This is a genomic window from Patescibacteria group bacterium (assembly GCA_041653535.1).
GTDB lineage: Bacteria > Patescibacteriota > Patescibacteriia > JACRDY01 > JACRDY01 > JBAZFH01.
On the sequence record JBAZFH010000001.1, the window covers coordinates 99260 to 123713 of the forward strand.

25 protein-coding genes, 1 tRNA gene and 1 other RNA gene are annotated in these 24454 nt (G+C 40.5%); 20 read left to right on the forward strand and 7 right to left on the reverse strand.

What is annotated here, in order from left to right:
• Nucleotides 1-36: 36 nt before the first annotated feature.
• From WC310_00495 to lgt, 8 genes are all read left to right on the forward strand, one after another.
• Complete coding sequence (locus tag WC310_00495) at nt 37-324, forward strand: co-chaperone GroES (GenBank protein MFA5358285.1); 288 nt, start codon at nt 37-39, stop codon at nt 322-324.
• Between the two features lie 27 nt (nt 325-351).
• Nucleotides 352-1995, forward strand: coding sequence for a chaperonin GroEL (gene groL / locus WC310_00500; GenBank protein MFA5358286.1), 1644 nt, complete (start codon nt 352-354; stop codon nt 1993-1995).
• A 62-nt stretch (nt 1996-2057) separates the two neighbouring features.
• Complete coding sequence (locus tag WC310_00505) at nt 2058-2591, forward strand: hypothetical protein (protein ID MFA5358287.1); 534 nt, start codon at nt 2058-2060, stop codon at nt 2589-2591.
• Nucleotides 2551-2880, forward strand: a complete 330-nt coding sequence (locus WC310_00510) for a hypothetical protein (protein MFA5358288.1) — start codon at nt 2551-2553, stop codon at nt 2878-2880. The genes WC310_00505 and WC310_00510 overlap by 41 nt, the downstream gene beginning before the upstream one ends.
• A 24-nt stretch (nt 2881-2904) precedes the next feature.
• Nucleotides 2905-4344, forward strand: a complete 1440-nt coding sequence (gene pyk / locus WC310_00515; GenBank protein MFA5358289.1) for a pyruvate kinase — start codon at nt 2905-2907, stop codon at nt 4342-4344.
• 112 nt (nt 4345-4456) lie between these two features.
• On the forward strand, nt 4457-4861 hold the full coding sequence (locus WC310_00520) for a hypothetical protein (GenBank protein ID MFA5358290.1): 405 nt from the start codon (nt 4457-4459) through the stop codon (nt 4859-4861).
• Nucleotides 4862-4948: 87 nt separating this feature from the next.
• Nucleotides 4949-5557, forward strand: a complete 609-nt coding sequence (locus tag WC310_00525) for a thioredoxin domain-containing protein (protein MFA5358291.1) — start codon at nt 4949-4951, stop codon at nt 5555-5557.
• A 1-nt stretch (nt 5558) separates the two neighbouring features.
• Nucleotides 5559-6362 (forward strand): prolipoprotein diacylglyceryl transferase, encoded by an 804-nt coding sequence (gene lgt, locus WC310_00530; GenBank protein MFA5358292.1) that lies wholly within the window; start codon nt 5559-5561, stop codon nt 6360-6362.
• 50 nt (nt 6363-6412) lie between these two features.
• Here lgt and WC310_00535 read toward each other — a convergent pair.
• Nucleotides 6413-6488 (reverse strand) — tRNA-Asp (locus WC310_00535).
• A gap of 135 nt (nt 6489-6623) precedes the next feature.
• On the opposite strand from WC310_00535, the gene WC310_00540 reads away from it, so the two are divergent.
• Complete coding sequence (locus WC310_00540; GenBank protein ID MFA5358293.1) at nt 6624-7589, forward strand: hypothetical protein; 966 nt, start codon at nt 6624-6626, stop codon at nt 7587-7589.
• Between the two features lie 59 nt (nt 7590-7648).
• Here WC310_00540 and rplT read toward each other — a convergent pair whose 3' ends face one another.
• From rplT to WC310_00570, 6 genes are all read right to left on the reverse strand, one after another.
• Complete coding sequence (gene rplT / locus WC310_00545; protein ID MFA5358294.1) at nt 7649-7996, reverse strand: 50S ribosomal protein L20; 348 nt, start codon at nt 7994-7996, stop codon at nt 7649-7651.
• A 25-nt stretch (nt 7997-8021) separates the two neighbouring features.
• A complete protein-coding gene (locus WC310_00550; GenBank protein ID MFA5358295.1) occupies nt 8022-8219 on the reverse strand; it encodes a 50S ribosomal protein L35 in 198 nt (65 codons plus the stop codon).
• Between the two features lies 1 nt (nt 8220).
• Nucleotides 8221-8763, reverse strand: a complete 543-nt coding sequence (gene infC / locus WC310_00555) for a translation initiation factor IF-3 (GenBank protein ID MFA5358296.1) — start codon at nt 8761-8763, stop codon at nt 8221-8223.
• Nucleotides 8764-9015: 252 nt separating this feature from the next.
• Nucleotides 9016-9413: a transfer-messenger RNA gene (gene ssrA, locus WC310_00560) on the reverse strand.
• Between the two features lie 51 nt (nt 9414-9464).
• Entirely contained in the window at nt 9465-9926 is a 462-nt protein-coding gene (gene smpB / locus WC310_00565; GenBank protein MFA5358297.1) for an SsrA-binding protein SmpB, read from the reverse strand.
• Nucleotides 9927-10040: 114 nt separating this feature from the next.
• A complete protein-coding gene (locus tag WC310_00570) occupies nt 10041-10412 on the reverse strand; it encodes a hypothetical protein (protein MFA5358298.1) in 372 nt (123 codons plus the stop codon).
• Between the two features lie 115 nt (nt 10413-10527).
• On the opposite strand from WC310_00570, the gene WC310_00575 reads away from it, so the two are divergent.
• The 11 genes from WC310_00575 to WC310_00625 all read left to right on the forward strand — a co-directional run bounded on the left by WC310_00575 (nt 10528) and on the right by WC310_00625 (nt 24454).
• Entirely contained in the window at nt 10528-11580 is a 1053-nt protein-coding gene (locus tag WC310_00575) for an AI-2E family transporter (GenBank protein ID MFA5358299.1), read from the forward strand.
• A gap of 29 nt (nt 11581-11609) precedes the next feature.
• On the forward strand, nt 11610-12074 hold the full coding sequence (locus WC310_00580) for a hypothetical protein (GenBank protein MFA5358300.1): 465 nt from the start codon (nt 11610-11612) through the stop codon (nt 12072-12074).
• A 15-nt stretch (nt 12075-12089) separates the two neighbouring features.
• Nucleotides 12090-12833, forward strand: a complete 744-nt coding sequence (locus WC310_00585; GenBank protein MFA5358301.1) for a hypothetical protein — start codon at nt 12090-12092, stop codon at nt 12831-12833.
• On the forward strand, nt 12820-13623 hold the full coding sequence (locus tag WC310_00590; protein MFA5358302.1) for a hypothetical protein: 804 nt from the start codon (nt 12820-12822) through the stop codon (nt 13621-13623). The genes WC310_00585 and WC310_00590 overlap by 14 nt, the downstream gene beginning before the upstream one ends.
• Nucleotides 13624-13649: 26 nt before the next feature.
• Nucleotides 13650-14897, forward strand: a complete 1248-nt coding sequence (locus tag WC310_00595) for a PDZ domain-containing protein (GenBank protein ID MFA5358303.1) — start codon at nt 13650-13652, stop codon at nt 14895-14897.
• 221 nt (nt 14898-15118) lie between these two features.
• A complete protein-coding gene (locus WC310_00600; protein ID MFA5358304.1) occupies nt 15119-15985 on the forward strand; it encodes a hypothetical protein in 867 nt (288 codons plus the stop codon).
• 150 nt (nt 15986-16135) lie between these two features.
• Nucleotides 16136-17773, forward strand: coding sequence for a hypothetical protein (locus tag WC310_00605; protein MFA5358305.1), 1638 nt, complete (start codon nt 16136-16138; stop codon nt 17771-17773).
• A 63-nt stretch (nt 17774-17836) separates the two neighbouring features.
• Nucleotides 17837-19558 (forward strand): PKD domain-containing protein, encoded by a 1722-nt coding sequence (locus WC310_00610; GenBank protein ID MFA5358306.1) that lies wholly within the window; start codon nt 17837-17839, stop codon nt 19556-19558.
• A 148-nt stretch (nt 19559-19706) separates the two neighbouring features.
• Complete coding sequence (locus WC310_00615; GenBank protein ID MFA5358307.1) at nt 19707-21137, forward strand: O-antigen ligase family protein; 1431 nt, start codon at nt 19707-19709, stop codon at nt 21135-21137.
• 16 nt (nt 21138-21153) lie between these two features.
• Nucleotides 21154-22401 carry a glycosyltransferase gene (locus tag WC310_00620; GenBank protein ID MFA5358308.1) on the forward strand — a complete coding sequence of 416 codons (1248 nt, stop codon included), beginning with the start codon at nt 21154-21156 and terminating at the stop codon, nt 22399-22401.
• Complete coding sequence (locus tag WC310_00625; protein ID MFA5358309.1) at nt 22382-24454, forward strand: putative glycoside hydrolase; 2073 nt, start codon at nt 22382-22384, stop codon at nt 24452-24454. Before WC310_00620 ends, WC310_00625 begins: the two co-directional genes overlap by 20 nt.

Genomic DNA, 24454 nt, shown 5'->3' on the forward strand with positions numbered 1-24454 from the left:
AGTGCTAATACCTCTAAGTAATAAAATAAAATCAATATGAACATCAAACCGTTGCGTAATAATGTGATTGTCCGACCGGTTCGTAAAGAAGAGGCTACTAAATCAGGAATTGTTTTACCCGATACTTTGGATAAAGAAAAACCCGAGCAGGGTGAGGTTTTAGCTATCGGACCAGGTCGACTACTGGACAGCGGTTCTCGGGCACCAATGTCAGTTAAAATTGGTGATAAAGTAATGTTTAAAAAATATTCTCCTGATGAAATTAAAGTCGACGGCGAAGAACTATTAGTTATCGAAGAAGGCGATATCATCGCTATTTTATAATTATTTTAATAACTATAACCATTTTTTATGTCTAAACAAATTTTATTTGATGAAAAAGCTCGCGCGGCCATCAAGCGTGGAGTCGACAAACTAGCTGATACCGTCAAAGTATCTCTTGGACCGCGCGGTCGCAATGTGATTTTGGATAAAGGCTATGGTTCGCCAGTGATTACCAATGATGGTGTAACTATTGCTAAAGAAATCGAATTAGAAGATAGGTTCGAAAATGTCGGTGCGGAATTGATTAAGGAAGTCGCATCAAAAACCAATGATGTTGCCGGCGATGGTACCACTACTGCGACGGTTTTAGCACAAGCGATTATCGGCGAGGGTTTCAAAAACGTTGCCGCCGGCGCTAATCCGTTGGCGATTCGCCATGGAATAGAAAAAGCGGTTGCCGCTGTGGTTAAAGAGTTGAAAGAAAAGATAGCTAAACCGATTTCTAGTAAAGAAGAAATTACTCAGGTTGCTTCCATTTCCGCTAATAGTGAAGAAATAGGTAAAGTGATTGCTCAGGCTATGGAAGAGGTTGGCAATGACGGCGTAATTACCGTGGAGGAAGCACAGTCTTTTGGCATCGAGAAAGAGGTTGTTGAAGGAATGCAGTTTGATAAAGGCTTTATCGCTCCTTATATGGTGACCAATCCTGAAACTATGAAGGCGGAATACAGCGATGTGATGATGCTTGTTACCGATCGTAAAATTTCTGCCATCAGTGATATTTTGCCATTACTGGAGAAAGTCGCTCAAACCGGTAAAAAAGAGCTGGTGATTATTGCAGACGATGTTGACGGCGAGGCTCTAGCTACTTTAGTAGTTAATAAAATTCGTGGCACGTTCAATACCCTCGCAATTAAAGCTCCTGGTTATGGTGATCGTAGAAAAGAAATGCTTGAAGATATAGCAGTATTAACCGGCGCTAAGGTGATTTCCGAAGAAATAGGTTTGAAACTAGAAAGTACAACCTTAGAACAATTAGGTTCGGCAAGTAAAATCATCTCAACTAAAGAAAACACTACTATTGTTGGTGGCGCTGGTGATAAAACGCAAATTCAATCCAGAATAGCTAGGATTAAAAAAGAAATAGATGAATGTGATTCAGAATTTGATAAAGAAAAATTTAAAGAACGTTTGGCTAAATTATCCGGTGGAGTCGCGGTTATCAAAGTCGGCGCCGCCACAGAAACGGAAATGAAGGAAATTAAATTTAAAATCGAAGACGCTCTCAACGCCACTAAGGCCGCCGTGCAAGAAGGTATTGTTCCCGGTGGCGGGGTTGCCTTGATTCGGGCCGCCATGGTTTTGGGAAGTCTTAATTTAGAAGGAGAAGAAAAAATTGGTGTAAATATTTTGCGACGAGCATTAGAGGAACCGTTGCGTCAGATCGCAAACAATGGTGGTAAAGACGGTGCTGTAGTGGTTGAGGAGGTAAAAAAATTAAATGGTAATTATGGCTACAACGGCGCTCTGGATAAATATGAAGATATGATTAAATCCGGTATTATTGATCCAGCCAAAGTAACGCGCTGTGCACTACAAAACGCCGCTTCGATTGCTTCGTTATTTTTAACCACCGAAGCGGTGGTTACTGATAAGCCAGAACCAAAAGATTGCAAATGTGGTAACACAGGAGCTGGTGGTGGTTATGGAGGAATGGATTTAGGAATGTAAAAAATAAATAAAAAACTCCGGTCTTTCCGGAGTTTTTTAAAATATGTTATAATAGAAATGTTATGGTAGAAGAAAAAAATCTATGGCAGGAGGACGAGACGTCAAAAGATCTAAAATTTTATTTTAGTACCATTCGTCGTCCGTTTGTTATCTGCAGTGGGTTTATTTTATTTTTTTATCTTTTAAGCTTGGTTAGCTTTTTGCAGTGGACCAGAGAATCTTTAAGTTACTGTAGTTGGATCGTATCTCTGATTTTAATATTAGTAGTGGTTTTACGAGTAACTAAGACGCGGGTTAAAGATGGAATTCATGCCGTGACGGTTGGGTTTATGGCGGCGTTGCTTATTGGCTGGTGGCAAGTAGTACTAGAAACTATTTGGTTTTGGTCGTGGTGGAGATTAGTAGATATTTTTGTAGAGCCCTTGATAATAGCTTTGATCGGAGGGTTGATTGGCATTGTAATAGTAAAATTTTATCAATTAAAAAATAAGGTCATGGTTGCAACGGCAATGACTGAAAAAATGCCGGCGCCGCCTGCCGAAGAAATAAAACAATATGGAAAACAGTCAGAAGACTCAACAACCAAGCAAAATTAATCTTAGCGACAACAAAACAATCGCCGCCTTGTCTTATATTTGGGTTTTATTTTTGATTCCGTTGTTAGCTAAAAGAGAAGACAAATTTTGTCAGTTTCATGCCAAACAAGGGTTAGCGTTGTTTTTAGTAGAAGTGGTTGGTGGATTTGTATTTTGGATACCACTGATCGGTTGGGCGTTATTTTTAGCAGTGTTGGTAGTTTCAGTCGTCGGAATTCTAAAAGCATTGGGCGGGCAATACTGGGAAATACCGGTGTTAGGCGAGTATGCTAAAAAAATAAATCTATAAGTTTATATTTAAGGAGGGAAGTTTATGAAAAAAAGAACAAAAATTGTTTGTACTATTGGTCCGTCGTCGGAAGACAAAAAAGTATTAGAATCTATGGTTCATGCGGGAATGGATGTTGCCAGGCTCAATTTTTCTCATGGTAAATATCGCCATCATAAAATGTTGATTAAAAATATTCGAATCGCTGCAGCTCGGGCGGGACACGCTGTCGCTATATTGCAAGATTTGCAGGGACCGCGGATTCGTACCGGTAATATTGTCAAAGAAGGAGTTGAACTTTCGGTGAATGATAAAGTGGCTCTGTATGTCGAAAAAGAAACAACTGCTCCGCCTAAAGTCAAAGCAGATAAATTTTTGCCTATTCAGTATCAAAGTTTGGCAAAAGAAATAAAAATCGGAGCAACGATTTTTATCAGCGATGGAATAATCGAACTGAAAGTTACCAAGGTTGATAAAAAACAAGAGTTAGTTTTTGCTCGGGTTATTCGTGGTGGTACTGTTTTGGCTTTGCGGGGAATGAATTTACCCGGGACCAAAATATCAGCACCGTCGATTACTGCTAAAGACAAGGAAGATTTGAAATTTGGTTTATGCCAAGGCATGGATTGGGTAGCGCTGTCTTTTGTTCGAGAGGCAAGCGACGTGTCAGCTCTCAAAAGACTGATCCAGAGCTATCATCCTAAAAGTTTGGTGAAAGTGATGGCAAAAATAGAAAGACAAGAAGCAATAAAAAATTTTGATAAAATATTGGCGGTTGTCGATGGCATAATGGTGGCAAGAGGAGATCTGGGAATTGAACTAGCACCAGCGCAAGTGCCAATATTACAAAAAGAATTAGTGGCTAAATGTTTAGCTGCGGCTAAGCCTGTGATAGTAGCAACGCAAATGTTAGAATCAATGATGGAAAAACCGCGTCCGACTCGCGCTGAAGTTTCTGACGTTGCCAATGCTGTTATTGATCATGCCGATGCCGTTATGCTTTCCGGCGAAACAGCGACCGGGAAATATCCTGTTGAAGTAGTGGAGATGATGGCAAGTATTATTTCCAAAACAGAAAAATCACCATATGACGATTTGGCAATTCAGTCGCCTTCTTTGGCTAAATCAACGTTGTTTGCCGTCGCTGAATCAATAAAAGTTTTAGCAAATAAATTAAAAGTTAAAGTATTAGTTGTTTCTGATAGTACCGGTGAAGCCGTGCGAGCAATTTCCAGTTTTCGGCCGGAGGTGGATATAATAGTTTTAACCAGGAGTAAAACAACACAGCAACAACTAGGTTTGAATTGGGGAGTTAGGGCAGAACTTAAAGATTTGAAAGCTCGGGAAGACAAATTGTCTGAACAAATGACAGGCTGGATTTATGCTCATAAAAAGCGTCTTGGCGGAAGCAGGGCAATAATAGTTTCAGCAGTTCGTCGTCATGGGATTTGTGAAATAAATTTTGTAAAAGTAGTTGAATTTTAGTATAAATTAGCTAAATTTAAATAAAGAAGTAATGCGATATTGACAATATTTCTTTTTTTTGTTATTATATTATCATTGTTGAAAACTTGAAATAAAGTCCTGGGAGGCTTATATGACTATGACGAAAACGGCGTTTTTGTTGGAACTCGTCGGTTACTTTATCGTCGAGTTCGTTGGTATCTTTATTTTCGTTCTGGTTTGTTCGCTGCTATCAATCGGTCTATTGATCGACGAAGCGGCGTACAATGCCGCCGGCGCGCCCATCTACGATGTAGTTGTGGCACCGGTAGTGGCGTTATGGTGGTTATGGGGTGTTATTGCCTTTGCCGCGGCACTGTTCGTGGTTAAAAGACAAGAAAGAGACCGCCAAGGTTCATACTTACGGGTCATTAACGAGCTGTATAGACAGCTTCTTGACCCGAACTATACCGAGGAAGAAAAAAATGAGATTCGGTTTCGCCTTCACCTCATTGAGCGAAACCAGCAGCAGCCGCTCATCGAGCGGCAAGAAAACTAAGCAGCCATTTTTCGAGACCGTGAAACGCGCAGCGTTATCACGGTCTTTTTCTTTATTCGTGTTTTTTAGTATAATGAGACTAAATATATGTTAAATGTAAAAACCAAGTTTTCTATTTTTATCGTGATTTTATTAATTTTTGTGTTTTTTTTGTGGTTTTTTATTTCCGCTTCAGATAAGGCGAGCCAAGGCAGCGACATCGCTGCGGGAACCATGAATCGCCCGGCCAGAGGCGGTGCTGACGCAAAAGTGGTACTAGAAGTTTATTTTGATTTTCTTTGTCCAGTTTGTCGTGAAACAGATGCGACATTAACTAAAATATATCAAAAGTACGGCGATGAAATAAGAATTGAGCCACACTATGTGCCAACTAAAAAAAGTTCCATATTAATTAATGCTTCAGCTGAGTGCGCACAGCGACAGGGTAAGTATTGGGAATATCATGATTTACTTTTTGCCAATCAGGAAAAACTGACAAACGTCAGTGTTTTGCAAGATTACGCGGCGCAGGTAAAAATAGATATTAATGAATTTAATAATTGTATAAACTCCAACCAAACCGTTCCGGCAATCGAGTATGACATGAATCGGGCAACAGAGCTAAAATTGCAAGACGTTCCTCATATTTTTGCTAATGGAGAAGAGATATCTTGGCAAAGACCGGAAAACGACATTATTCGTTTTTTAGCGGAATAATATGTTTAGCACCGCACCAAATAGTATTTTATTACAGCTAGGATCACTGGCGATTCATTGGTATGGATTGCTGGTGGTTGTCGGTTTTGTTGTTGGTTTTTTAATTATGCTTTTTTTGTTTAAAAAGAATAATTTATCATCCGATGACGCTTATGATTTATTTTTTTATGTTATTGTTTTTGGGATAATCGGAGCGCGTCTTTATTATGTTTTTTATGCTTGGCAGTATTATTCGCAAAATTTGTTAGATGTTTTTAAAATTTGGCATGGCGGACTAGCTATTCACGGTGCTATTATCGCCGCTATAATTACTATTTATTTTTATTCAAAGCGCAAAAAATGGTCACCTTGGATGATAGCAGATGTTATCGCTACTTGTGTCCCATTGTCTTTGGCTATAGGAAGATGGGGAAATTATTTTAATCAAGAGCTTTTTGGCAAGCCCACGACCTTGCCCTGGAGCATCCCTATAGAACCGGCTAATCGTCCAGAACAATATAGTAATTTTACCAAATTTCATCCGACGTTTTTATATGAATCTATTTTGGATTTAATCTTATTTACGGTTTTGTTTATTTGGCAAAAACGCAGGAGACGAGAGGCGGGGAGTGAAGGACAGGACGGTATTATTACTTTGTTTTTTTTGATTGGTTATTCGGTAATTAGATTTTTTATGGAGTTTTTGCGTACCGATTATTCGCCGTTGATTTTTGGTTTTCGCTTTGCGCAAGTTTTATCGGGCGTTGTATTTTTTGTAACACTTAGTATTGTTTTATTTTTCAAATTTCGTCGAAAATGGTTTTAAAATTATTTTTTTCAACAAAAAAACACGAATGTCTTTAATTCGTGTTATTTTGGCGGGCTCGAAGGGAATCGAACCCTCGGTCTCCTCCGTGACAGGGAGGCATGTTAACCGCTACACCACGAGCCCATTAATATTCAAAACCTATAAAACTACGGCTTATTATATTACATCGGTTAAATTGTGTCAATATTTTTGGTTTGACAATGGTTGTCTTTTAGCCTATCCTTAAGATAATAAAATATTAAAATTATTTCTAAATTTATGCGAAAAGAAGCTTTAAATAATGTGGCTGATCCTAAAAAAGAGCCAACTGAGGAGGGGGCGGGTAGAGATTTATTACATCCGGAGCAAGCAATAAAAGAAAGGAAGGATTTGGAACAGTTGCGGGAAGCTAATCGCGCCTTAGATCAAAAAAGGATTATTGATGTCAGACAAGAGATTGAAGATCAGTATGACTATAGCGTTGAACCGCCGAGAAAAATATACCCTGTGAATACTAAAAAAGAGCCGATATCTTTTTGGGGCAAAGCAAGACAAATGATCAATGGTGCAACAAAAAAAATTAAATCTTGGTTCAGTGCTTCTGGAGAGCAGCCGGAGCAAAAAGCGGTTAATAATATATTAAGTAAAAAAGTAGTAGCTGAGCCGGCCGATGATTTTACTGAGAAAGAATCGAGGAGAATAAAAATCGCTGCAGTCAAAGAGAAAAGGATTTCCGGTGAAACAAAAAATATCATCAAGGCTTTTGAAAGTGAAAATTGGCAGCGAGTAATCGATTTACTGCCCAGTTCTCAGGAGGCTTTGCGTCGTTTTGGTGATAAATTAGACGTACGTTCAAAGCTCTATTATGATTTGAAAAGTAACGGAATCAATCCGACCGACGAAGTAGAGATTGCTAAATATCTTTATCGACAAGCATGGGAAAATTTAGATCAAGAAAATAATAAAAAAAAGCAGTATTTAGAAAAAGAATGGATTCAATTTGCTGATGCTATAAAAGGAGAAAGATATAAAGCCGCTTTAGAAATGTTGCCTTATTTGCAGGAAATAATTGAGCAAAAAGTTAAAGACAAGGATCGTAATATGATAAAGATGCTAGAGACTCAAAAGATCAAAGCGGACGATTATACTACTGTTGGTTTACGGTTACGCAGAGAACTAGAGCAGAGGATGAAACATGCTAGGAAAAAATCGGAAAAAAAAGATGATATAAAAATAGCCGCCTAAATAAAGGTATAATATAAAACAACCCTGCAATTACGGGGTTGTTTTATATTTCTAGGCATCTATTTTTTTATTTCATTTACTATCGCGGCAAAAACTTTTGGATGTTCGGCGGCTAATTGGGCTAATATTTTACGATCAATGATAATTTTATTTTTGTTCAACGCGCCGATAAATTTACTGTAAGACAGGTTAAATTCTTTTAACCCGGCGCTGATCCGTTGATTCCATAAAGCTCGCATGTCGCGTTTTTTTGTTTTTCGTCCGACGTAGGAATGAGCGCCGGCTTTAACCGAGGCAGTTCTGCCAAGGCGCATTGATGATTTACGTCCGGCGATAAAACCTTTAGTTCTTTTGCGTAATGTGCGACGTTTTTTGAGGTGCAGTATCGCTCTTTTTACTCTAGGCATATCAAAAAGTTTAAAATAAATTAAATTAAGAATAGGGCATTAGACGACGTAAGTTTCGTTGTTCGGTTTTAGCGGTGGTGATATCGCGTCGTTTGTTGCGGCGGGTTTTACCGGTTTCACGGGAATTAAAGTGGTCTTGACCGCCTTTGCGTTGGAGTAACTTTTTGTTTTTTGTCACTTTAATTCTTTTGGCTATGCTTTTGTGGGTTTTTAGTTTCGGCATATTATTTTTTTACTACAATGACATTTATTTTGTCGCCTTGCTGAGTAATGGGTTGTTCAATGTTAATATCTTCTCCCAGCCCTTTGACAAAGTTATTTAAATTTTCTCTGGCTTGATTGCGATATTGTTTCTCCCTGCCTTTAAGCGTTATTTCTATTTTTACCTTATCGTTGTTGTCTAAAAATTTTTTGGCTTGCATGACGCGGATTTCGGTATCATGTTCGCTGATTCGTAGAGAGAGACGAATACCTTTGACTTCGACTGATTTTTGTTTAGCTTTTTGCGCTTTGGCTTCTTTTTCTTTTTGGTATTTAAAAGATTTAAAATCCATTATACGACAGACAGGGGGGTCGGCTTTTGGGGAGACTTCCACTAAATCTAGCTCTGCTTCTTGCGCAAGGCGTAAAGCTTCTTGTGTACTAACAACTCCAACCATTGCGCTATTTTCATCAATCAGCCTGACTTGGGGTACGCGGATTCTTTCATTAACTAAAAAAACTGGGACTAATAATTTTTCCGGTCTTTTTTTGTAACTTTTTCGCATTGTTTTGAAATTTAGAAACTAGAAGTTAAGAAATTGGAAATTAGAATATCTTTGACCGCGCCATTCGTAGCGCAGCTCCAATTAACATTACAAATTTTTGATAATTATCGCCCTTCTTCGCCAAGGCTTCGAAGGGCATTCTTCGCTGTGCGAATAATGGTGGAGATGGCGGGAGTTGTGTCCCTACGGGACATCCCCCGAAGGGGGAAACCCGCATATCCGAAACCGTTTTTTTGGATCAACGTTTATCTATGGTGGAGATGGCGGGAGTTGAACCCGCGTCCAGAAAGACAAAGCCATTTAATCTACAAGTTTAGTTTGTTTAATTTTTTTTCGGCGAACAAGGTAATAAACAAACAAAATCCTTTTTCGCTATAGCCTTTAGTCTCGTAGCTTTCCTAGGCAAAAAAACTACCAGCCCGAAATATAACACCGGTGGAGCCCCTATCGGGTGTCAGGGAACCGATGGACTGGTGCTTTAAGCAGCAGTCAAAGCAAAAGCCGGAACGGCAAAAGCTTGCGCTAATGCGTTTTTGGCCTTGTTAAATAAGTTTGCACTTATAATTTTCTAGAATGGTTTAATGAGACAATCTAGAATGCTCAACCTGCTAAATAACGTTGTAACCTTCCTGTCGAAGCCCAGCATCCCCCCACACCAACAGCAGCTTTTGCCGGAGTTAGGGTTGGTGTAGGGGCAAGCTTTATTTATATTTCAATTGCCTGCGGACGTCGCGGTCGATATCACGTTTTTTGATGGTTTCTTTTTTGTCAAACTTCTTTTTACCTTTAACTAAAGCAATTTCCACTTTAATTTTAGTGCCCCTAGTATACACTTTAAGGGGGATTAATGTCAAGCCTTTTTGGGCAATTTGACCATAAATTGAGCTAATTTCCTTTTGGTGGAGTATCAGACTTCTGGTTCGGTCGGGTTTATAAGTCGGCAAGGGTCCGGCTTTTGTGTATTTGGAGATATGACAATTAAGCAAAGACACCTGAGGTTTAGTGGTTTTGGGGTCAATGGTTATAGTAACAAAAGATCCTCGCAACTTGATTTGTTTAGCGCGAACGCTTTTGACCTCATGACCAAATAAAACGATACCTGCTTCCCAGGTTTTTAGCACTTCGTAATCAAATCTTCCTTTGTTATTTTCTGCTAATATCATACAAAAAGATTATATCAGTTAGGTGTTATAGTACAAGGATAAAGATAAAAGCGGGGATATTCTCCCCGCTGGTTTCGTGAATCGCGATCACGGCAAATAAGATCGTTTGTCTTTTTACCAATCGTTTGCCAGACAGTAAATAAACGCCTGGCAATTATTTCGCGTTGTATCAGCGCAAGCGTATATACGAGACAATGGACTAAAGACCGGACTCTCTTGCTCACAAAGTGCAATTATTTCGTCAACACTTTGTCTGGTAAAGTCTCCGATCGGACAATTGTCGTACAGATTGGTATAAAGAGGCTGGCAATAATCAATGTTCGCGGCAAAATTGATATAACCGTTAATCATTTTTTCCGGATTGGCTTTTTCCGCCGCACTTTTTTTACTCCGATTGGTTTGAGAATTGAAGGCGAGTAGAAAATGAATTGCAATAAGAACAAAAACAAGAGTCAATATGGTGTTAAAATTAAATTCGACTTTCATTTTTGCCCTTCCTTTGCCGTTTGTTTAAGTACAATTATCTAAATGTAATAAAACCATAATTTTTTGTCAACCACTTTGTCTTTTACCCTATAATAGGTTATAATGTAATCAGTTTATGTCAAAACCAGTAAAGGTTACAATATCTACAATTTCCCTTTTGAAAGTAGTGGCAGTCGCTCTGGCGTTTTGGTTTTTGTATGACATCAGGGCGGTTATCGCTATTTTGTTTGTGGCAATTATTTTAACTTCAGCCCTAGAGCCGACGGTCAGTTGGTTCGCTAAAAAAAAGATTCCCAGAATTTTTGGGGTTTTGGTTATTTATATTATTTTAGCGTCTTTTGTCAGCTCGTTGGTCATTTTGATTTTGCCTCCAGCCATTCATCAGATTCAGAATCTAGCGGCTGACTTTCCGGCTCATTGGTCTAAAATTTCTTCAAGTTTTTCTTTTTTGCAGGATTATTCAGATCGTTACAATGTTTCCGACGGGGTTCAGACGACATTGGATCAATTAGAAAATTTTTTGACTCAACGCAGTAGCGGTCTTTTTGACACTTTGACTGGTATTTTCGGAGGAATATTCTCTTTTATTATTATTTTGGTATTAACCTTTTATTTGTTACTTGAAGAAAGCGCGGCTAAAAGAACTCTGCGTTTGGTTACTCCAGCTAAATATCAACCATATTTAACTCGCCTGCTTTTTCGGATGCAAAATAAAATTGGTTTGTGGCTGCGAGGTCAGATAATTTTGTCTTTTATCGTCGGCATTATCGTTTTTATCGGTCTGAGTATATTTGGTATTTTTTATCCGGTTTTTGGCAAGTATGCTTTGGTCTTGGCAATGCTGGCGTTTTTACTGGAATTTATACCTTATCTAGGACCAATACTTGCCGCCATTCCGGCTATTTTTATTGGTCTAGCCCAATCACTGCCGTTGGCCGGATTTATTTTAGCTTTTTATTGTTTAATGCAATGGTCGGAAAACAATATTTTAGTTCCGCAGGTGATGAAAAGAGCAGTCGGTCTTAATCCTATTATTGTTATTACAGCTTTAATGATTGGTGCTAAAATCGGCGGAATTATTGGTATGGTACTTGCCATTCCGGTAGCCACGGCAATAGCGGTATTAATGGAAGATATTTCCGGGCAATTTGACGAACAGGATGAATAGCGGTAATCAATAAACTAAAACGATAAAATATGAAAAAAGAAAAAATTGTTTTCGTGTCGATCGTGGTTTTGGTTACTGTTATTATTACCGGTATTGTTGTATACAAGGTAAATAATAGCGATCGTTTTACTACAGCCGACAAAACTGGAGACAAAAGAGAAATGATTAATCCGGCGGTACAAAAAAAGATTCAAGGAGATTACGAGGTTGAGTTGCGCGCTATTTATAAAAAGTATCAAGACAAATGGCAAGAGAGGGCTTTTGATGACAAAATTTTAACCGAACAAAAAAATGATTGGATCGAGTTTTTGGGAGAGGCTAAAAATCAAATCTTGGCGCTAACTGTACCTGGTCAATATCGCGAGCTACATTTAAATTTTGTTTTAGATATTGACGGATTACTGAACGGTTTTGAGCGTGGCGATGCAACGGCTATAGTCGATTATAATAAAAAAATTAGCCAGCTAGCCGATACTTATAATTGGTTGAAATAAAAACATAAAAAATTTATGACCAGGGTGGAAAATAATTTTGGGAGCCAATCCGTTGATAGTAAAGAACTGCAGAAAATGATAAGAGAAGAGGCGGGTAGTTTGCGTCCAAAAGTGATTAAAAAGCGACCATTTTTTGGTTGCTGTAATTGTTTTGGTTTGGTTGTGGTTATTGTTTTAGTTGTTGCCGGCTACGGGGCGGCGGCTACCGCCAAAACGGGATTAATTAAAATTCCTGTTTTTTCTGATATTTTTTATAAGCAGCCGCAACCAGTCAGGGCAATCGAAATAGTCTCTGGTTTAACCTCTGTACCGGTAAACAGTTTGGTGTCTGGACAGGCGAACAAAGATTTGATTTTTAAAGAAAATGATTTGTCCGCAATTTTAAATAATAGCTTGCAAGAGTTAAACAAGCAACAAAATAATTTGTTTTTTGATTCCGCGCAAGTGGCGATAGAAGAAGATAGAATTGAGGTTTTCGTAAAAATTCAAAAACCAAAAGAAATATATTTAACAATTGATTTTTTGCCTCAAGTAGAAGCAGGCAAACCCAAATTAAAAATTAAAGACTTAAAAATTGGTGTTTTGAAGATACCAACCAGTATTAGCAGTGTTTTTTTTGACCAGAAAATCAATGAAGAAGTGGAAAAAATATTTGGCAATTTACCGATAGTAATCAAAGAGGTTGTTTTGGAACGAGGTAAAATGATTATGAGGTTTGATATTGACCAGTCTAAATTAAAAAACGATGTTATCAAATAATTTGTTGTTAAAAAAAATGTCAGTTTTTCTGGCGCCATTGATCCTGATAATGGTTTGGGAAGTCTGGCTTTTGTATAGCCGTGCTGCCGTTGAAATAGGGATTTTGACTTGTTTGATAGTATTTTTTTCTGTTTGGTATTTGACTAATAGGTTCGTAGCAGTGAGTGAGCTGCAAAAATCTTTGCATTACAAAGAATTTTGGCGTTTTTTAATCACTCCCGGAGTTTTTATTTTGGCGGTGTATTTTTTTATAATGATTTTAGAAAGTGGTTTTTGGCAGCAGTTTATGGTATTTTTTGCTAATATTATCTTTCTTTTGATTTTGCAAAATCTTTTTGATCGTTTTTATCTTCCCGCTGGTTATCCGGCGCGATCATTTGAAAGTATTTCGGGGAATGTGAATATTATCAGCTTGTTTCTTTTTCTCACCGTTGCTTATAGTTTTATTGCTTTTTTAAACTTTTCGGTTTGGCTTTCGGCAACATTTTTTTTATTTTTGGCAATCATGTTGATTTATCAGACAATGTGGATTTCTGGCATTACCGTGAAACAGAGTTGGCTATATTTGATCGTTATTGGTTTGTTGTTACTGGAAACATTTTGGTCTTTAGTTTTTTTACCAAACACTTATTACGTTAAAGCTTTGGTTATTTCCTTGGTTTATTATGCTTTGATTAATTTGGCGCGCAATCAGTTGATCGGATTATTAAACCGTAAAATGGTATTGCGGTATTTGTTAATCAGTGTTATTGTGCTGGGGCTTATTTGGGGTACCGCCCAATGGTTATAATAATCAAATATTTTCAATAAATATATATGTGGAAAAAAATAATTCCTAATGACAAGAGTTTAAAGAGAACAATAGTTTTGAGTCTGGTCATAGCTTTGGTTTTTGGTTTGGCGGCGGGTATTGTTGGACAGATTTTTGCTCAAAAATTTATTTTTAATTATCTGGGGGAGAGCGATGAGTTGGTAAAACTAAACAACAATTTTTACGATCTGCTTGCTAAATATAATTTTTTAAATCAGGAAAATAGCGATCAATCTTTAGAGATAGTTATTCGTCAATCGCAAAATAATCAGGAAGCAAATAGTGTCGCTCGGCAAGTAACAGTAGGTGGCTGGCTTGATGGCTTAAAACAAAGCACGGTCAATTTTTTTCAGTATCGGGAAGTATCTAGCAAAGACGTTTTACTCAGCGCTTATCGCAGTGAGGATAGCCTGGGTCGTGGAGTGATACTGACTAATGATGGTTGGATAATCACGACTAAACAAGTTTTAAGCAAAACTAAAGGTCAATATGTGGCGATCGGCGAAAAGGGAGATGTTTATGAGATAGAAAAAATAATTACCGATCCAATGACTCCCGTAGCCTTTGCAAAGGTGTCGGCAAGCAATTTGGTTGTTCTGGGTTTTGATAAAAAAATAAACGTTTCACCCGGGCAAACAGTTTTAGCTTTAGATAAAAATAAAGGTATCAAAACTTCTTTACTGGAAAATATCAATTATCGAGCAAATAAAACTAATAAAGATTTAATAGAGAGCGCAGAAATTTTAGATAGCTATTATTTGCCTGAATCAGATTTTGAAAAAGTCGCTTTAGGTGAAGCTGTTACTGATCAAAACGGTAAATTGATTGGTTTAGTTTATGCTTTGGACGGAGAGAATGTCGTTTTGCCGCTTTTAAATTTTAGTAATAAAATTGATGAAGCACTGAAAAATGGAAAAATATCACGCGTGAAAATAGGAATTAGTTATCTTGATTTAGGTCAGATGATGATCAATCCCGAAGTAGAAAAAAAATACCAAGGATTGCGTCGCGGAGTATTGGTTTATAAAAACATTTCCTTGGGAGCTATCGGAGTAGAAAAAGGCAGTCCGGCGCAAAAAGCTGGCCTGCAAATAGGTGATGTGATTTTGAAAGTTGAAGGAGAAGAAATAAATAGTGAAAATATATTTAGCCGCATGATTCAAGAGTATGGGGTTGGTACGGTTGTCGAGTTAACTGTTTGGCGAGAAGGGAGAGAAGAGAGGATAAATGTTACGCTTGAAGAATTTGTTTAACATTTTGGCTTTATTTTTATCTAAAAAGCAGTTCGAATATCGAGCTGTTTTTTTATTGGTAAGATTAGCTTTATCTATTGACATAATGAATAAAATATGATAAGGTTGGATATTACAATATTAAAAAGGAGAAATTGAGTGTTTTTAGCTATTTTTTTGTTTAATTTTAGAGATTTAAACACACAATATAAACAAGTCATTTTTTTGATGATTAATTTTTTATGAACAATTTAACATATTTAAATATACTTAAAAATAAAGCCGGATTTATTCTCTCGGTAGTTTTGTTAATGGTGGTTATCGGTTTGACCGCGACTGTTTTTCAGCCTTTTAAATATCGCTCTACGGTTCAGGTATTAGTGATTGAGCAAGGTGAGGGGTCGGACGCTTATTCTGCTATTCGTTCAGCGGAAAAGATGAGTAATAATCTTGCCTATCTGGTTTATTCCACTTCTTTTATGGATAAGGTTTTGCAGGGTGGTGTCGCAACAAAAGGGTTCTCCAATGATTTGTTTGCACGTAAACAAGAATGGAAAAAAACCATCGTTACCAGGGTTGTTCCTGATACCGGTATTTTGAGCATTGATGTTTATCATACTGACAAAAACCAAACTGCTGCTTTAGCCGGTAGTATTGCCGCAGCTTTGTCTGGCGGAAGCGTTGAGTATACCGGTAATAGTAATATCGTGGTCAAAACCGTTGACCAACCGATTACTTCCAAATATCCGGTAAAACCGAATATTGCCTTAAATATTTTTACTTCGATTGCTTTAGGCTTGGTTTTATCCGTTGGTTATGTTTTATTCAGTTATAATCCGGAAAAAGAAGCACAGGCAGAAAAAATGATTTCTTTTGTTTCCAGTCCTTTAGAATATCCAGAGGTTAAAGAGAAAAACGAAACTGCCAGAAATTCGGAGGAAGAGACGGAGGCTCAATACATAAGTTTTAATGATGATTTTTCTTCTGCTCAGATTCCGGTATTAATCCCGGTGGAGACCGATAACCAGCCGATCGCAGTGACAGATGATGTATTGCGTGAAAAAGAGGAGTCGGACGCTTTTTATAAAATGTTATTTCCCGAAAAATAATTAATCATTGATAGCCGGTCCCGTCTGGACGACGGGATCGTAATCAGTGCTTAAAGCGCTGGAAACGGTAAGAACTTTGAAAAAATAAATAAAATTTTATCGACCTACAACCACACCGGGGTGATCGCCCTGGAGAGAAGGGAGCTACGCATGAAGAAGACGTATATGTTGTGGGCGGTCATCATGGTGGTGATCGCAATGTTTTTTTCGACGGCTTTTGCCGTCGATCAACCCAGTAACTGGATTGATCAATCGTTGGTCGGAAAAAGGGTAGCGTTTTGCTACCAGTGCCTCGGCTTGGAAAGCAGGGTTGATGCCGGTACCAAGGAGCTAAAATTTACTGATGCCGGCTATCAGTTGGGCGAGGTGTTCCTCGTCCAAAGCGAGACAATTTTTATTCGCATGCCTGCGGCAGTTCCGGGCGGAGTTGATGTGCCTGATTTATCCGGTCAAGCATGCGGTGAAAACCGTTGTTTGCCGGTCAAGACGGACAAAGCCGCCAGGTGCCTGTTTCTAACCAACCCGGAGGGGTCGGTCGCCGACAACGACGATGCTCAAGTGGCACTCGCCGAATGTTGGGCGGAAACAAAACGGCTGATCATGGAGAGTGATCAGCGCCTCGCTGCAGATAAAACTGAAGAGCCCGTTCCTCTCCCGGAGGAAAAGGCGGCGACCAAGACGGCTAAGCCGTATCCCAGTTATCTGGGGTTGCCCCAGCATGCTAATAACTGGGTTATGGACGACGGTTTGTTGCCGTCACCGACTTCGACCAAGAATATGTGTGCTGCCGGCGAGACACCCGGTGTCTTAGGCACAGGCAGACATATTAAAGGCGGTCGTGTCGCGCAAGACGATTTGGATCGTCGACGCGTGGAAGCTATTGCGCCTCCGGACTGGGACGGTTCTTGGGCTATTGTGCCCAGAACAGTCGTTCCTGGCGCCGTCGCGGCGGCGACTTGGTGTTTACACCAAGACGAGTTGGTTGGTCCGGGACAAGCTACGAAAGTAGTTGCTGTTTCGCCTCCGGCAGCCGTTAAATCACCACCAGCCATTCCTAAAGTTCCACCTGTTATGACGGGCGGCGGTGATGGCGGTGGCGGTGATGGCAATGCCAAAAAGATCAAATTTGAAAAGGTTCTTTTTGATCTGCCTCCGGGTTCGGAGGAATGGTACTTTGATGTTGTCGAAAACGACGCGGAAGTCGTTGTGACGATGCACGTGGGAAAGCCCACTGTTTCGCTTTGGGACAACTTCAAAGTGTCCCTTCGTCTGGAAGGCGGCTACGGCAATTACGGATCAGCGTACCGACCGATTAAGGGTTGGCACAAAGTCGATGAGCAAAAGCTCATCGATGAATCCGGAATGTTTGTTCCCGGGTTCGATGCTGATCTGATCTTGACTCATTTTCTGGAAATCGGAGCCGGGGCGACCTTCCTTTACGCCTCGGAAAACCCCAGTACCCGTCAAACTGGATGGGGACTACTGGGCAACGTCCGATTTTATCCTTTTTCTTGGTGGGAGATTCGGGTTGGTCCGTTCGCGGATTTTCCCGGAATCGCTCGTCATAGTTATTGGCAAAACGGCGCTCGTACCGCTAACCGGTATGAATCGTCTGCCAATATTTATGGCGGATATGCCACTATGTCTTGGCGGCTTTACGCCGCGGATCGTTTTGCGGTGTTTCTTTCATTGCCGCAAGGATATCTCGGTCAGGACGAAAACGATGAAATGCGTTGGCGGCTGGGCGGAGGGCTACACCTCCGCTTCGGCGGACCAGCGGCACAGTAAACAGTAAATCGGTGAGCGTCTCTATTTTGAGGCGCTCACCTCCAATCTTGAGGGAGTACGACAATGAAGAAAGTTCTTTTGTTAACCGCGGTTGTTTTAGCCGTGCTTTTTCTCGGCTGTGCCGGGGAGGATACGGTGTTGGATAAAGAGTCGGCATCGTCGATCGATGATGACGATGATAACAACGATAACGATAACAACGATAACGACACTGTCGACGATGATGTCGACGATGATGATGACGATGACGATGACAACGACGACAATAATGACAATGATGATAACAACGATAACGATAACAACGATAACGACACTGTCGACGATGATGACGACGATGACAATGACGATGACAATGACGATGACAACGACGACAACGATAACAACGACGATGATAACGACGACACTTCGCCGCCGTCGGTTTGCACGGTAACGCTAGCCGGAACCGAATTGTTCATTTACTACCCGGAACAACCGATTGATTTGGTTGACTTCGGGTGTGATGACCCGGGTACGGCGTGTGACCTGCTGACGGTCACACTGAATCCTCAGGGCGGGCATATTTATCATGTCGTGGTTCCGGCAGGGAATTACGACTCGGCGAGACCGAAGACGCTGGCAGGCGGGTATTTTAATCTGTCTGCTTGCGAATATTATGGTGAAGTCTCGTGGACGCCGACCTGCGACGGAGGTATTGTTGATTTCACACCCGGCGTTTTCAAGGGTGTGGATGTAGATTTCTCCTACATGCCAACGATCGGTATGGTGGGAGAAGTAATGAATTTTTTCGACCAGTCGTGCACTTCGCCGCTGGTTGATCCGGTGGATTTGCAGTATTATTGGTCCTTCGGCGACGGTACTACTCCGGGGTTTGGGGCGGACGTCAATCATACTTACGCCACCGCCGGCAGCTATGTCGTACATCTGGATATCTACGATGGCGTGTATACGTATGCGACCCAAAAAGTCGTTTATGTTATCGCGCCGGTCCAGTGTTATAACAACTCCGACTGTGACGATGGCGTTTTCTGCAACGGGCAGGAAGTATGTGTTGGCGGTAGTTGTGTCGCTGGCGACACCCCCTGTGGTGACGACAGTGTTTTCTGCAACGGCGTTGAAGGATGTAACGAAAACACGGATAACTGCACTTCCAGCGGTTATCCGTGTGGTGACGACGGTGTTTTCTGCAACGGGCAGGAAACATGTAATGAGTCGGTAAACAGTTGCGCGCACACCGGCAATCCTTGCGATACTAACGGTGGCGAGGTTTGCGACGAGAATCTCGCCCAGTGTGTGATCCCGCCGCCGACTTGCGACGACAACTCCGACTGTGACGATGGCGTTTTCTGCAACGGGCAGGAAACATGCGTTGGCGGGACATGTTTTGAATCCGCCATTGATCCTTGCGATGACGGTCATTTCTGCACGATTGATTCGTGCGACGAAGCGACTGACATGTGCGGGGGTGCGGGGTCTCCCTGTTTGCCGGAGGAGACCTGCGACGAGTCGACTGACGAGTGTGTAGCGCCGGTCTGCACTGTTGAGGTTGACACTATGCAATGCATGGCTTGGCGGCGATATGAAGGCGAACGCTTCGTGATCTACGATCAGGGAGCGATCGATGAACATTTGTGGAAGATGGTGAGCGGTCCGTTTAACGGCTGCTCGTTTTTCCCGGAGGGCGACGATGATGCCGCTCGACTAACGTGGTGTAATTCGCATTACGCCATGGTCGACTGCGCTATCGCCGAGCGCCATGACGGCTTTTGGAACTGCAGTTTCAAATAGTCGTTTCATTAATCTCAATCGGGGTGGTCCAAGACCGCCCCTTTTCTTTTTGAAAAAAATTTGAAAAATTAGGCAAAAAATGTTAGAATAAAATTAAAACAAGGTATTAATAATTACTTTTTTGTTGTTTTTTGGCTTTACTTTAAATATGCATAAATTTTCTAAAGAGTTCGTATTTACCGCTATCGCGATATTGGCGATCAGTCTTTTTACGGTGGTTAGTATTTTTTGGTCTTTTAACCTGCTATTGTATGTATTTTGTTTTGCTATTGCCGGACTAGCTATTTTAAAATTTCCCCAAGTCGGCGTTTATGCGATTATATTTTGCACCATGGTTTTTGAGCGCTGGTTTACCTTGCAGTCTTTAGTTTGGGCGGATCAAGCGATAAAATTTTATCCCCTAGATTTAATTATCGTTTTTACTGTCATCTCTCTTTTTTTACACTGGAAGGTCGGTCAAAGGTTTGTCTTTGCCGGCAAGGGTTTGCGCTGGGCGTTGTGGCTTTGGCTGGCAGTGATTACCGGCAGTTTTATTCGTTCGTTTTCAGAGGTTAGTGCTGATTTTTCTTCTTCTTTTTCGACATTTAAAAATTTTGCCGTGTACTTTGTCGTTTATTTATTGTTAGTTAATATTATAAAAAACAAAGAACAGTTTGACCGGATGATAAAAGTCATGATTTCTGCCGGTGTGATTTTGGTTTATTTCATCGTCTACGGACTGGTCAGCGGACAGGGGATATGGGTCGAATATGTACCGTTATCAACTCCGGGAACGCGGTTGCTCGGCGGACCGCACAGTTTTTACCTGACAGCGTTGATAATCATTTTGATTAATATTTTAGCTTTTCGCAGTAAATGGACCAAGACCGAATATTTTTACCTGACTTTACTTGGCGTTTTTTTCGTCGGATTGCTTGCTTCACTGCAAAGACATTTATGGCTGGCGCTGATTCTGGGTTTAGCCATAACCTTTTTTTATTATCAGGCGGAGCAGAGAAAAAAGTTTTTTCAAATGATTGGCTTTGGTTTACTGGTTTTGCTTTTTGTCGCTCTTTTGTCGTTTTGGCTTTATTCCTGGCAGACGACTAATTTTTTGACCGACGCGGAGTTGACCCATTCTCTTCAATTCAGGCTGTTTTCTTTTTTTACTGCCGAAAGCCAGGATTCCAGCGCGATGTGGCGGCTAGCCTCCTGGCAATCAGCCTGGCAGGTATTCAGTGCTAATCCGCTCTGGGGTATTGGTTTTGGCAAGCGACTTAATTTTGATATTAGCGGTTTGGAATACAATATTGAAATGCGCGACCTGCATAACGATTTTGTCGGCATGGCGGTACAAATGGGTTTTTTTGGTATATTGATTATTTTGTCTTTGTTTTACGGTTTGTGGCGATTTTTCAAAAATCATTACAGAAAAATGTTACCTGAATATAAAGGCCATCTCTTGACATTTTTTACCTTAGCTATAATGTTTTTATGGTCTGCCAATTTTGGCATTTATTTTGACATCAATATGTTAGTGGTGTTTTTTTGGGTATTTTTGGGCAGTATGGTAGCGGTTAGCCGGGTTGGCGGAAAATAATTTTTTTAAAAAATCTATGAGAGTTTTACAGGTAAATAAATTTTATTATTTAGCTCGGGGCGCTGAGCGGTATTATTTTGATCTCAAAAAATTGCTTGAAGATAACGGCAACGAAGTGATTCCCTTTGCCATGGCTAATATCAGAAACCAAGCTACGCCTTATCAGGATTATTTTGCCAAGAATGTCGATTTAAAAAGACCAAATTATTCATTAGATTCGTTGAGAAAGGCTAAAAATATTATTTACAACCGCGCGGCGCAACAAGATGTGGCGCGTTTGATTATAAAAACTCATCCGCAACTTGTTCATATCCATAATATTTATCACCAGCTGTCACCGGCGATTTTGCCGGTTTTTAAGCATTTTAAACTGCCGGTGGTAATGACGATTCATGATTTTAAGTTGATTTGTCCTAATTACAGTTTGTTTATTGGTGGCAAAACTTGTGAACGGTGCAAGGTGCATCGTTATTACAATTGCGTCTTGCACCGTTGTCTCAAGAATTCTTTTGGCGCTTCGACTGTGGCGGCGGCGGAAATGTATGTTCACAGTGCTTTAAAAACTTATCAGAAAAATGTTGATATTTTTATTGCTCCCAGCCAGTTTGTCAAAACCAAACTCGTCGAGTGGGGATGGCCGACAGAAAAAATAAAAGTAATACCGCATTTTACTCTTCCACAACCAAAATTAGTCTTACCTAGGGCCAAAAATTATATTTTTTGTTTTGGCGCTTTGGAGCGCGGCAAGGGAATAGAAGAGTTAATTCGTGCTCTTTATAGTGAGAAAATAGATATCGATTTGCATGTCGCCGGTGAAGGGTCGGATCGTAAAAATTTGGAAAAATTGGTTGATAAATATAATTTGGGCTATCGAGTGCAGTTTTTGGGCAAGCTCGGAGAAGAGCAATTAAAAGAAGAAATTCGTCATTGTAAGTTCGTTGTTGTGCCATCTATACAATACGAAGCTTTTGGCTTAACCGTGTTGGAAGCTTTTAGCTATGGCAAGCCGGCGTTGGTATCCACCCAAGGTGCTTTGCCGGAACTGATCATCGGTCAGGTGGGCAGGATATTCAATCCACAGAAAAAAGGATCACTTGGTGCTAACTTACGGGCAATGCTAGACGATCCTAATTTGGAGCAAATAGGAAAAAACGCTCAAGAATTGGCGCGAATCAAATATGGACCGCAAGAGCATTATCAAAGGATAATGGATGTCTATAATCAATTATTAGGTGGGGAAAAATATGAAACGCCGCCGCGGTAAAGGTAGAAAAATTTTAGCAAAGTTAACCAATGTTTTAATACCATTGGTGATTTTGGTAATGGTTTTTGTTTTTTTCTCCTGGCATCCGGCGTCGGTAAAAAGCAGTCAGTATCCCAGGCTAGCCAATTATTTTCTCAAAACTCCTATTACCGATGATGAGGCGGTTAAATTAGCCAAATGGGATTTAGTAATATTGGGTATGCAGGCTCAGGAAACTTCTCCGGAACAGATTAAAAAAATCAAACAGCTTAATCCCGAGATAAAAATTTTAGCTTATGTCGCCAGTCAAGAATTTCCTCGCGGTCATTACGACAAGATCGAAAGCGTCAACGGTCCGTGGCACAAATTGTTAGCGGGTATGAGCGATGGCTGGTGGCTGATGCGTTCTAATGGTGAACATTTTTCTTCTTGGCCAGGCAACTGGTCGATCAACGTTACTAACCAAGCGCCGGTAAATGCGTCGGGACAGCGTTGGAATACTTATTTAGCGCAGTTTATGCACGACCAGGTAATGTCGACCGGACTGTGGGATGGTATTTTTTATGATAATGTTTGGGGCAGCGCTTCTTGGGTTGGTGACGGCGACATGGACATTAACCGTGACGGGGCAAAGGACAACCCAACTTGGCTCAACACTGCCTGGAATGAAGGTATGCGTACAATGCTGGGTAAATCTCGACAGCTGGAAGGACCGGATAAAATAATACTTGGTAACGGTACTAATGATTATAAAGATTTTCTTAACGGACGATTAATCGAAAACGCTTACGCCTGGAAAGATTGGGTGACTGATCAATATGCTTATACTGACTATATGTCTTATGGTCAAAATCCCAAATCAACGGTAGTCAATAATAACACGGCTAATACCGGTGACTGGCAAAATTATCGTTTGATGCGCTACGGATTAGCTTCAACTATGATGAATAATGGTTATTATAGTTTTGATTATGGTACGCAAAGTCACGGCGAATTGTGGTGGTATGACGAATATGACGTGGATTTGGGTCAGCCGATATCAGCCGCTTATAATACCGACACCGGTTCATCAGAGATCGCGCCGGGATTGTGGCGGCGAGACTATGAAAAAGGCGTAGTGTTTCTTAATTCGGGAAAAGAGGGCAGGATAATAACTTTAGGTGACGAAGAGTTTGAAAAAATATCCGGCAAACAGGACCCGACAGTTAATGACGGTTCAAGGGTTAATTATGTCAGCTTGTCCGGCGCTGACGGAGTGATTATGTATCGACCGTTGTCAGAGATTATCGGCAGTCCTTTTGTCAACGGCACTTTTGTTCGTATTTTTAGCGCTACCGGCGAGCGTCTGCGCGGCGGATTTTATACTTACAAAAGACAATACCCTGGATTATCGCAGATAATAATTATTGATATTGATGCTGATGGGGAAATGGAAACAATCGTGGCTGGTCGTTCCGGCGTTGATATTTATAGCTCCAACGGAGTAAAAGAGAGAACTTTTTATCCTTATGGTGAAAAATACAACAAGGGCGTAAACATCGCTGTTGGTGATTTTGGCGATGACGGTACTAAAAAGATAATTACCGGCACGGAAAATGGCGGCGGTCCGCATATTCGGATTTTTAATAATCAGGGCAGACTGCTTAGTCCTGGATTTTTTGCTTATGGCACCGATTATCGCGGGGGAGTAAACGTTGCCCTGGGAGACCTCAACGGCGATGGTGTAGATGAAATAGTGGCCGGAGCGGGTGTGTCCGGCGGTCCGCAGATCAGAATTTTTAATAAAGACGGAAAACTACTTTCTGCTGGTTGGTTTGCTTATGATAAAAAATTTCGCGGAGGAGTAAATGTGTCAGTCGGTGATTTGAACGGTGATGGCAAAGCAGAAATAGTAACAGCGCCGGGATTTGGCGGCAGTCCGGAGGTAAAAGTCTGGGATTCTAGGGGTAAACAAATAGGTAAGAGTTTTATGGCTTTTGATCCAAGCAACAAAGACGGTGTGGAGGTTTTGTTGAACGATATTAATTATGACGGTAGTTTAGAGATTATACCCACCAGTCCCAATGTATTTTAA

What these genes read in the sequence shown, in the direction of transcription:
- WC310_00495 (MFA5358285.1), top strand. Translation starts at nt 37, where the DNA reads ATGAACATCAAACCGTTGCGTAATAATGTGATTGTCCGACCGGTTCGT.
- groL (MFA5358286.1), top strand. Translation starts at nt 352, where the DNA reads ATGTCTAAACAAATTTTATTTGATGAAAAAGCTCGCGCGGCCATCAAG.
- WC310_00505 (MFA5358287.1), top strand. Translation starts at nt 2,058, where the DNA reads ATGGTAGAAGAAAAAAATCTATGGCAGGAGGACGAGACGTCAAAAGAT.
- WC310_00510 (MFA5358288.1), top strand. Translation starts at nt 2,551, where the DNA reads ATGGAAAACAGTCAGAAGACTCAACAACCAAGCAAAATTAATCTTAGC.
- pyk (MFA5358289.1), top strand. Translation starts at nt 2,905, where the DNA reads ATGAAAAAAAGAACAAAAATTGTTTGTACTATTGGTCCGTCGTCGGAA.
- WC310_00520 (MFA5358290.1), top strand. Translation starts at nt 4,457, where the DNA reads ATGACTATGACGAAAACGGCGTTTTTGTTGGAACTCGTCGGTTACTTT.
- WC310_00525 (MFA5358291.1), top strand. Translation starts at nt 4,949, where the DNA reads ATGTTAAATGTAAAAACCAAGTTTTCTATTTTTATCGTGATTTTATTA.
- lgt (MFA5358292.1), top strand. Translation starts at nt 5,559, where the DNA reads ATGTTTAGCACCGCACCAAATAGTATTTTATTACAGCTAGGATCACTG.
- WC310_00540 (MFA5358293.1), top strand. Translation starts at nt 6,624, where the DNA reads ATGCGAAAAGAAGCTTTAAATAATGTGGCTGATCCTAAAAAAGAGCCA.
- rplT (MFA5358294.1), bottom strand. Translation starts at nt 7,996, where the DNA reads ATGCCTAGAGTAAAAAGAGCGATACTGCACCTCAAAAAACGTCGCACA.
- WC310_00550 (MFA5358295.1), bottom strand. Translation starts at nt 8,219, where the DNA reads ATGCCGAAACTAAAAACCCACAAAAGCATAGCCAAAAGAATTAAAGTG.
- infC (MFA5358296.1), bottom strand. Translation starts at nt 8,763, where the DNA reads ATGCGAAAAAGTTACAAAAAAAGACCGGAAAAATTATTAGTCCCAGTT.
- smpB (MFA5358297.1), bottom strand. Translation starts at nt 9,926, where the DNA reads ATGATATTAGCAGAAAATAACAAAGGAAGATTTGATTACGAAGTGCTA.
- WC310_00570 (MFA5358298.1), bottom strand. Translation starts at nt 10,412, where the DNA reads ATGAAAGTCGAATTTAATTTTAACACCATATTGACTCTTGTTTTTGTT.
- WC310_00575 (MFA5358299.1), top strand. Translation starts at nt 10,528, where the DNA reads ATGTCAAAACCAGTAAAGGTTACAATATCTACAATTTCCCTTTTGAAA.
- WC310_00580 (MFA5358300.1), top strand. Translation starts at nt 11,610, where the DNA reads ATGAAAAAAGAAAAAATTGTTTTCGTGTCGATCGTGGTTTTGGTTACT.
- WC310_00585 (MFA5358301.1), top strand. Translation starts at nt 12,090, where the DNA reads ATGACCAGGGTGGAAAATAATTTTGGGAGCCAATCCGTTGATAGTAAA.
- WC310_00590 (MFA5358302.1), top strand. Translation starts at nt 12,820, where the DNA reads ATGTTATCAAATAATTTGTTGTTAAAAAAAATGTCAGTTTTTCTGGCG.
- WC310_00595 (MFA5358303.1), top strand. Translation starts at nt 13,650, where the DNA reads ATGTGGAAAAAAATAATTCCTAATGACAAGAGTTTAAAGAGAACAATA.
- WC310_00600 (MFA5358304.1), top strand. Translation starts at nt 15,119, where the DNA reads ATGAACAATTTAACATATTTAAATATACTTAAAAATAAAGCCGGATTT.
- WC310_00605 (MFA5358305.1), top strand. Translation starts at nt 16,136, where the DNA reads ATGAAGAAGACGTATATGTTGTGGGCGGTCATCATGGTGGTGATCGCA.
- WC310_00610 (MFA5358306.1), top strand. Translation starts at nt 17,837, where the DNA reads ATGAAGAAAGTTCTTTTGTTAACCGCGGTTGTTTTAGCCGTGCTTTTT.
- WC310_00615 (MFA5358307.1), top strand. Translation starts at nt 19,707, where the DNA reads ATGCATAAATTTTCTAAAGAGTTCGTATTTACCGCTATCGCGATATTG.
- WC310_00620 (MFA5358308.1), top strand. Translation starts at nt 21,154, where the DNA reads ATGAGAGTTTTACAGGTAAATAAATTTTATTATTTAGCTCGGGGCGCT.
- WC310_00625 (MFA5358309.1), top strand. Translation starts at nt 22,382, where the DNA reads ATGAAACGCCGCCGCGGTAAAGGTAGAAAAATTTTAGCAAAGTTAACC.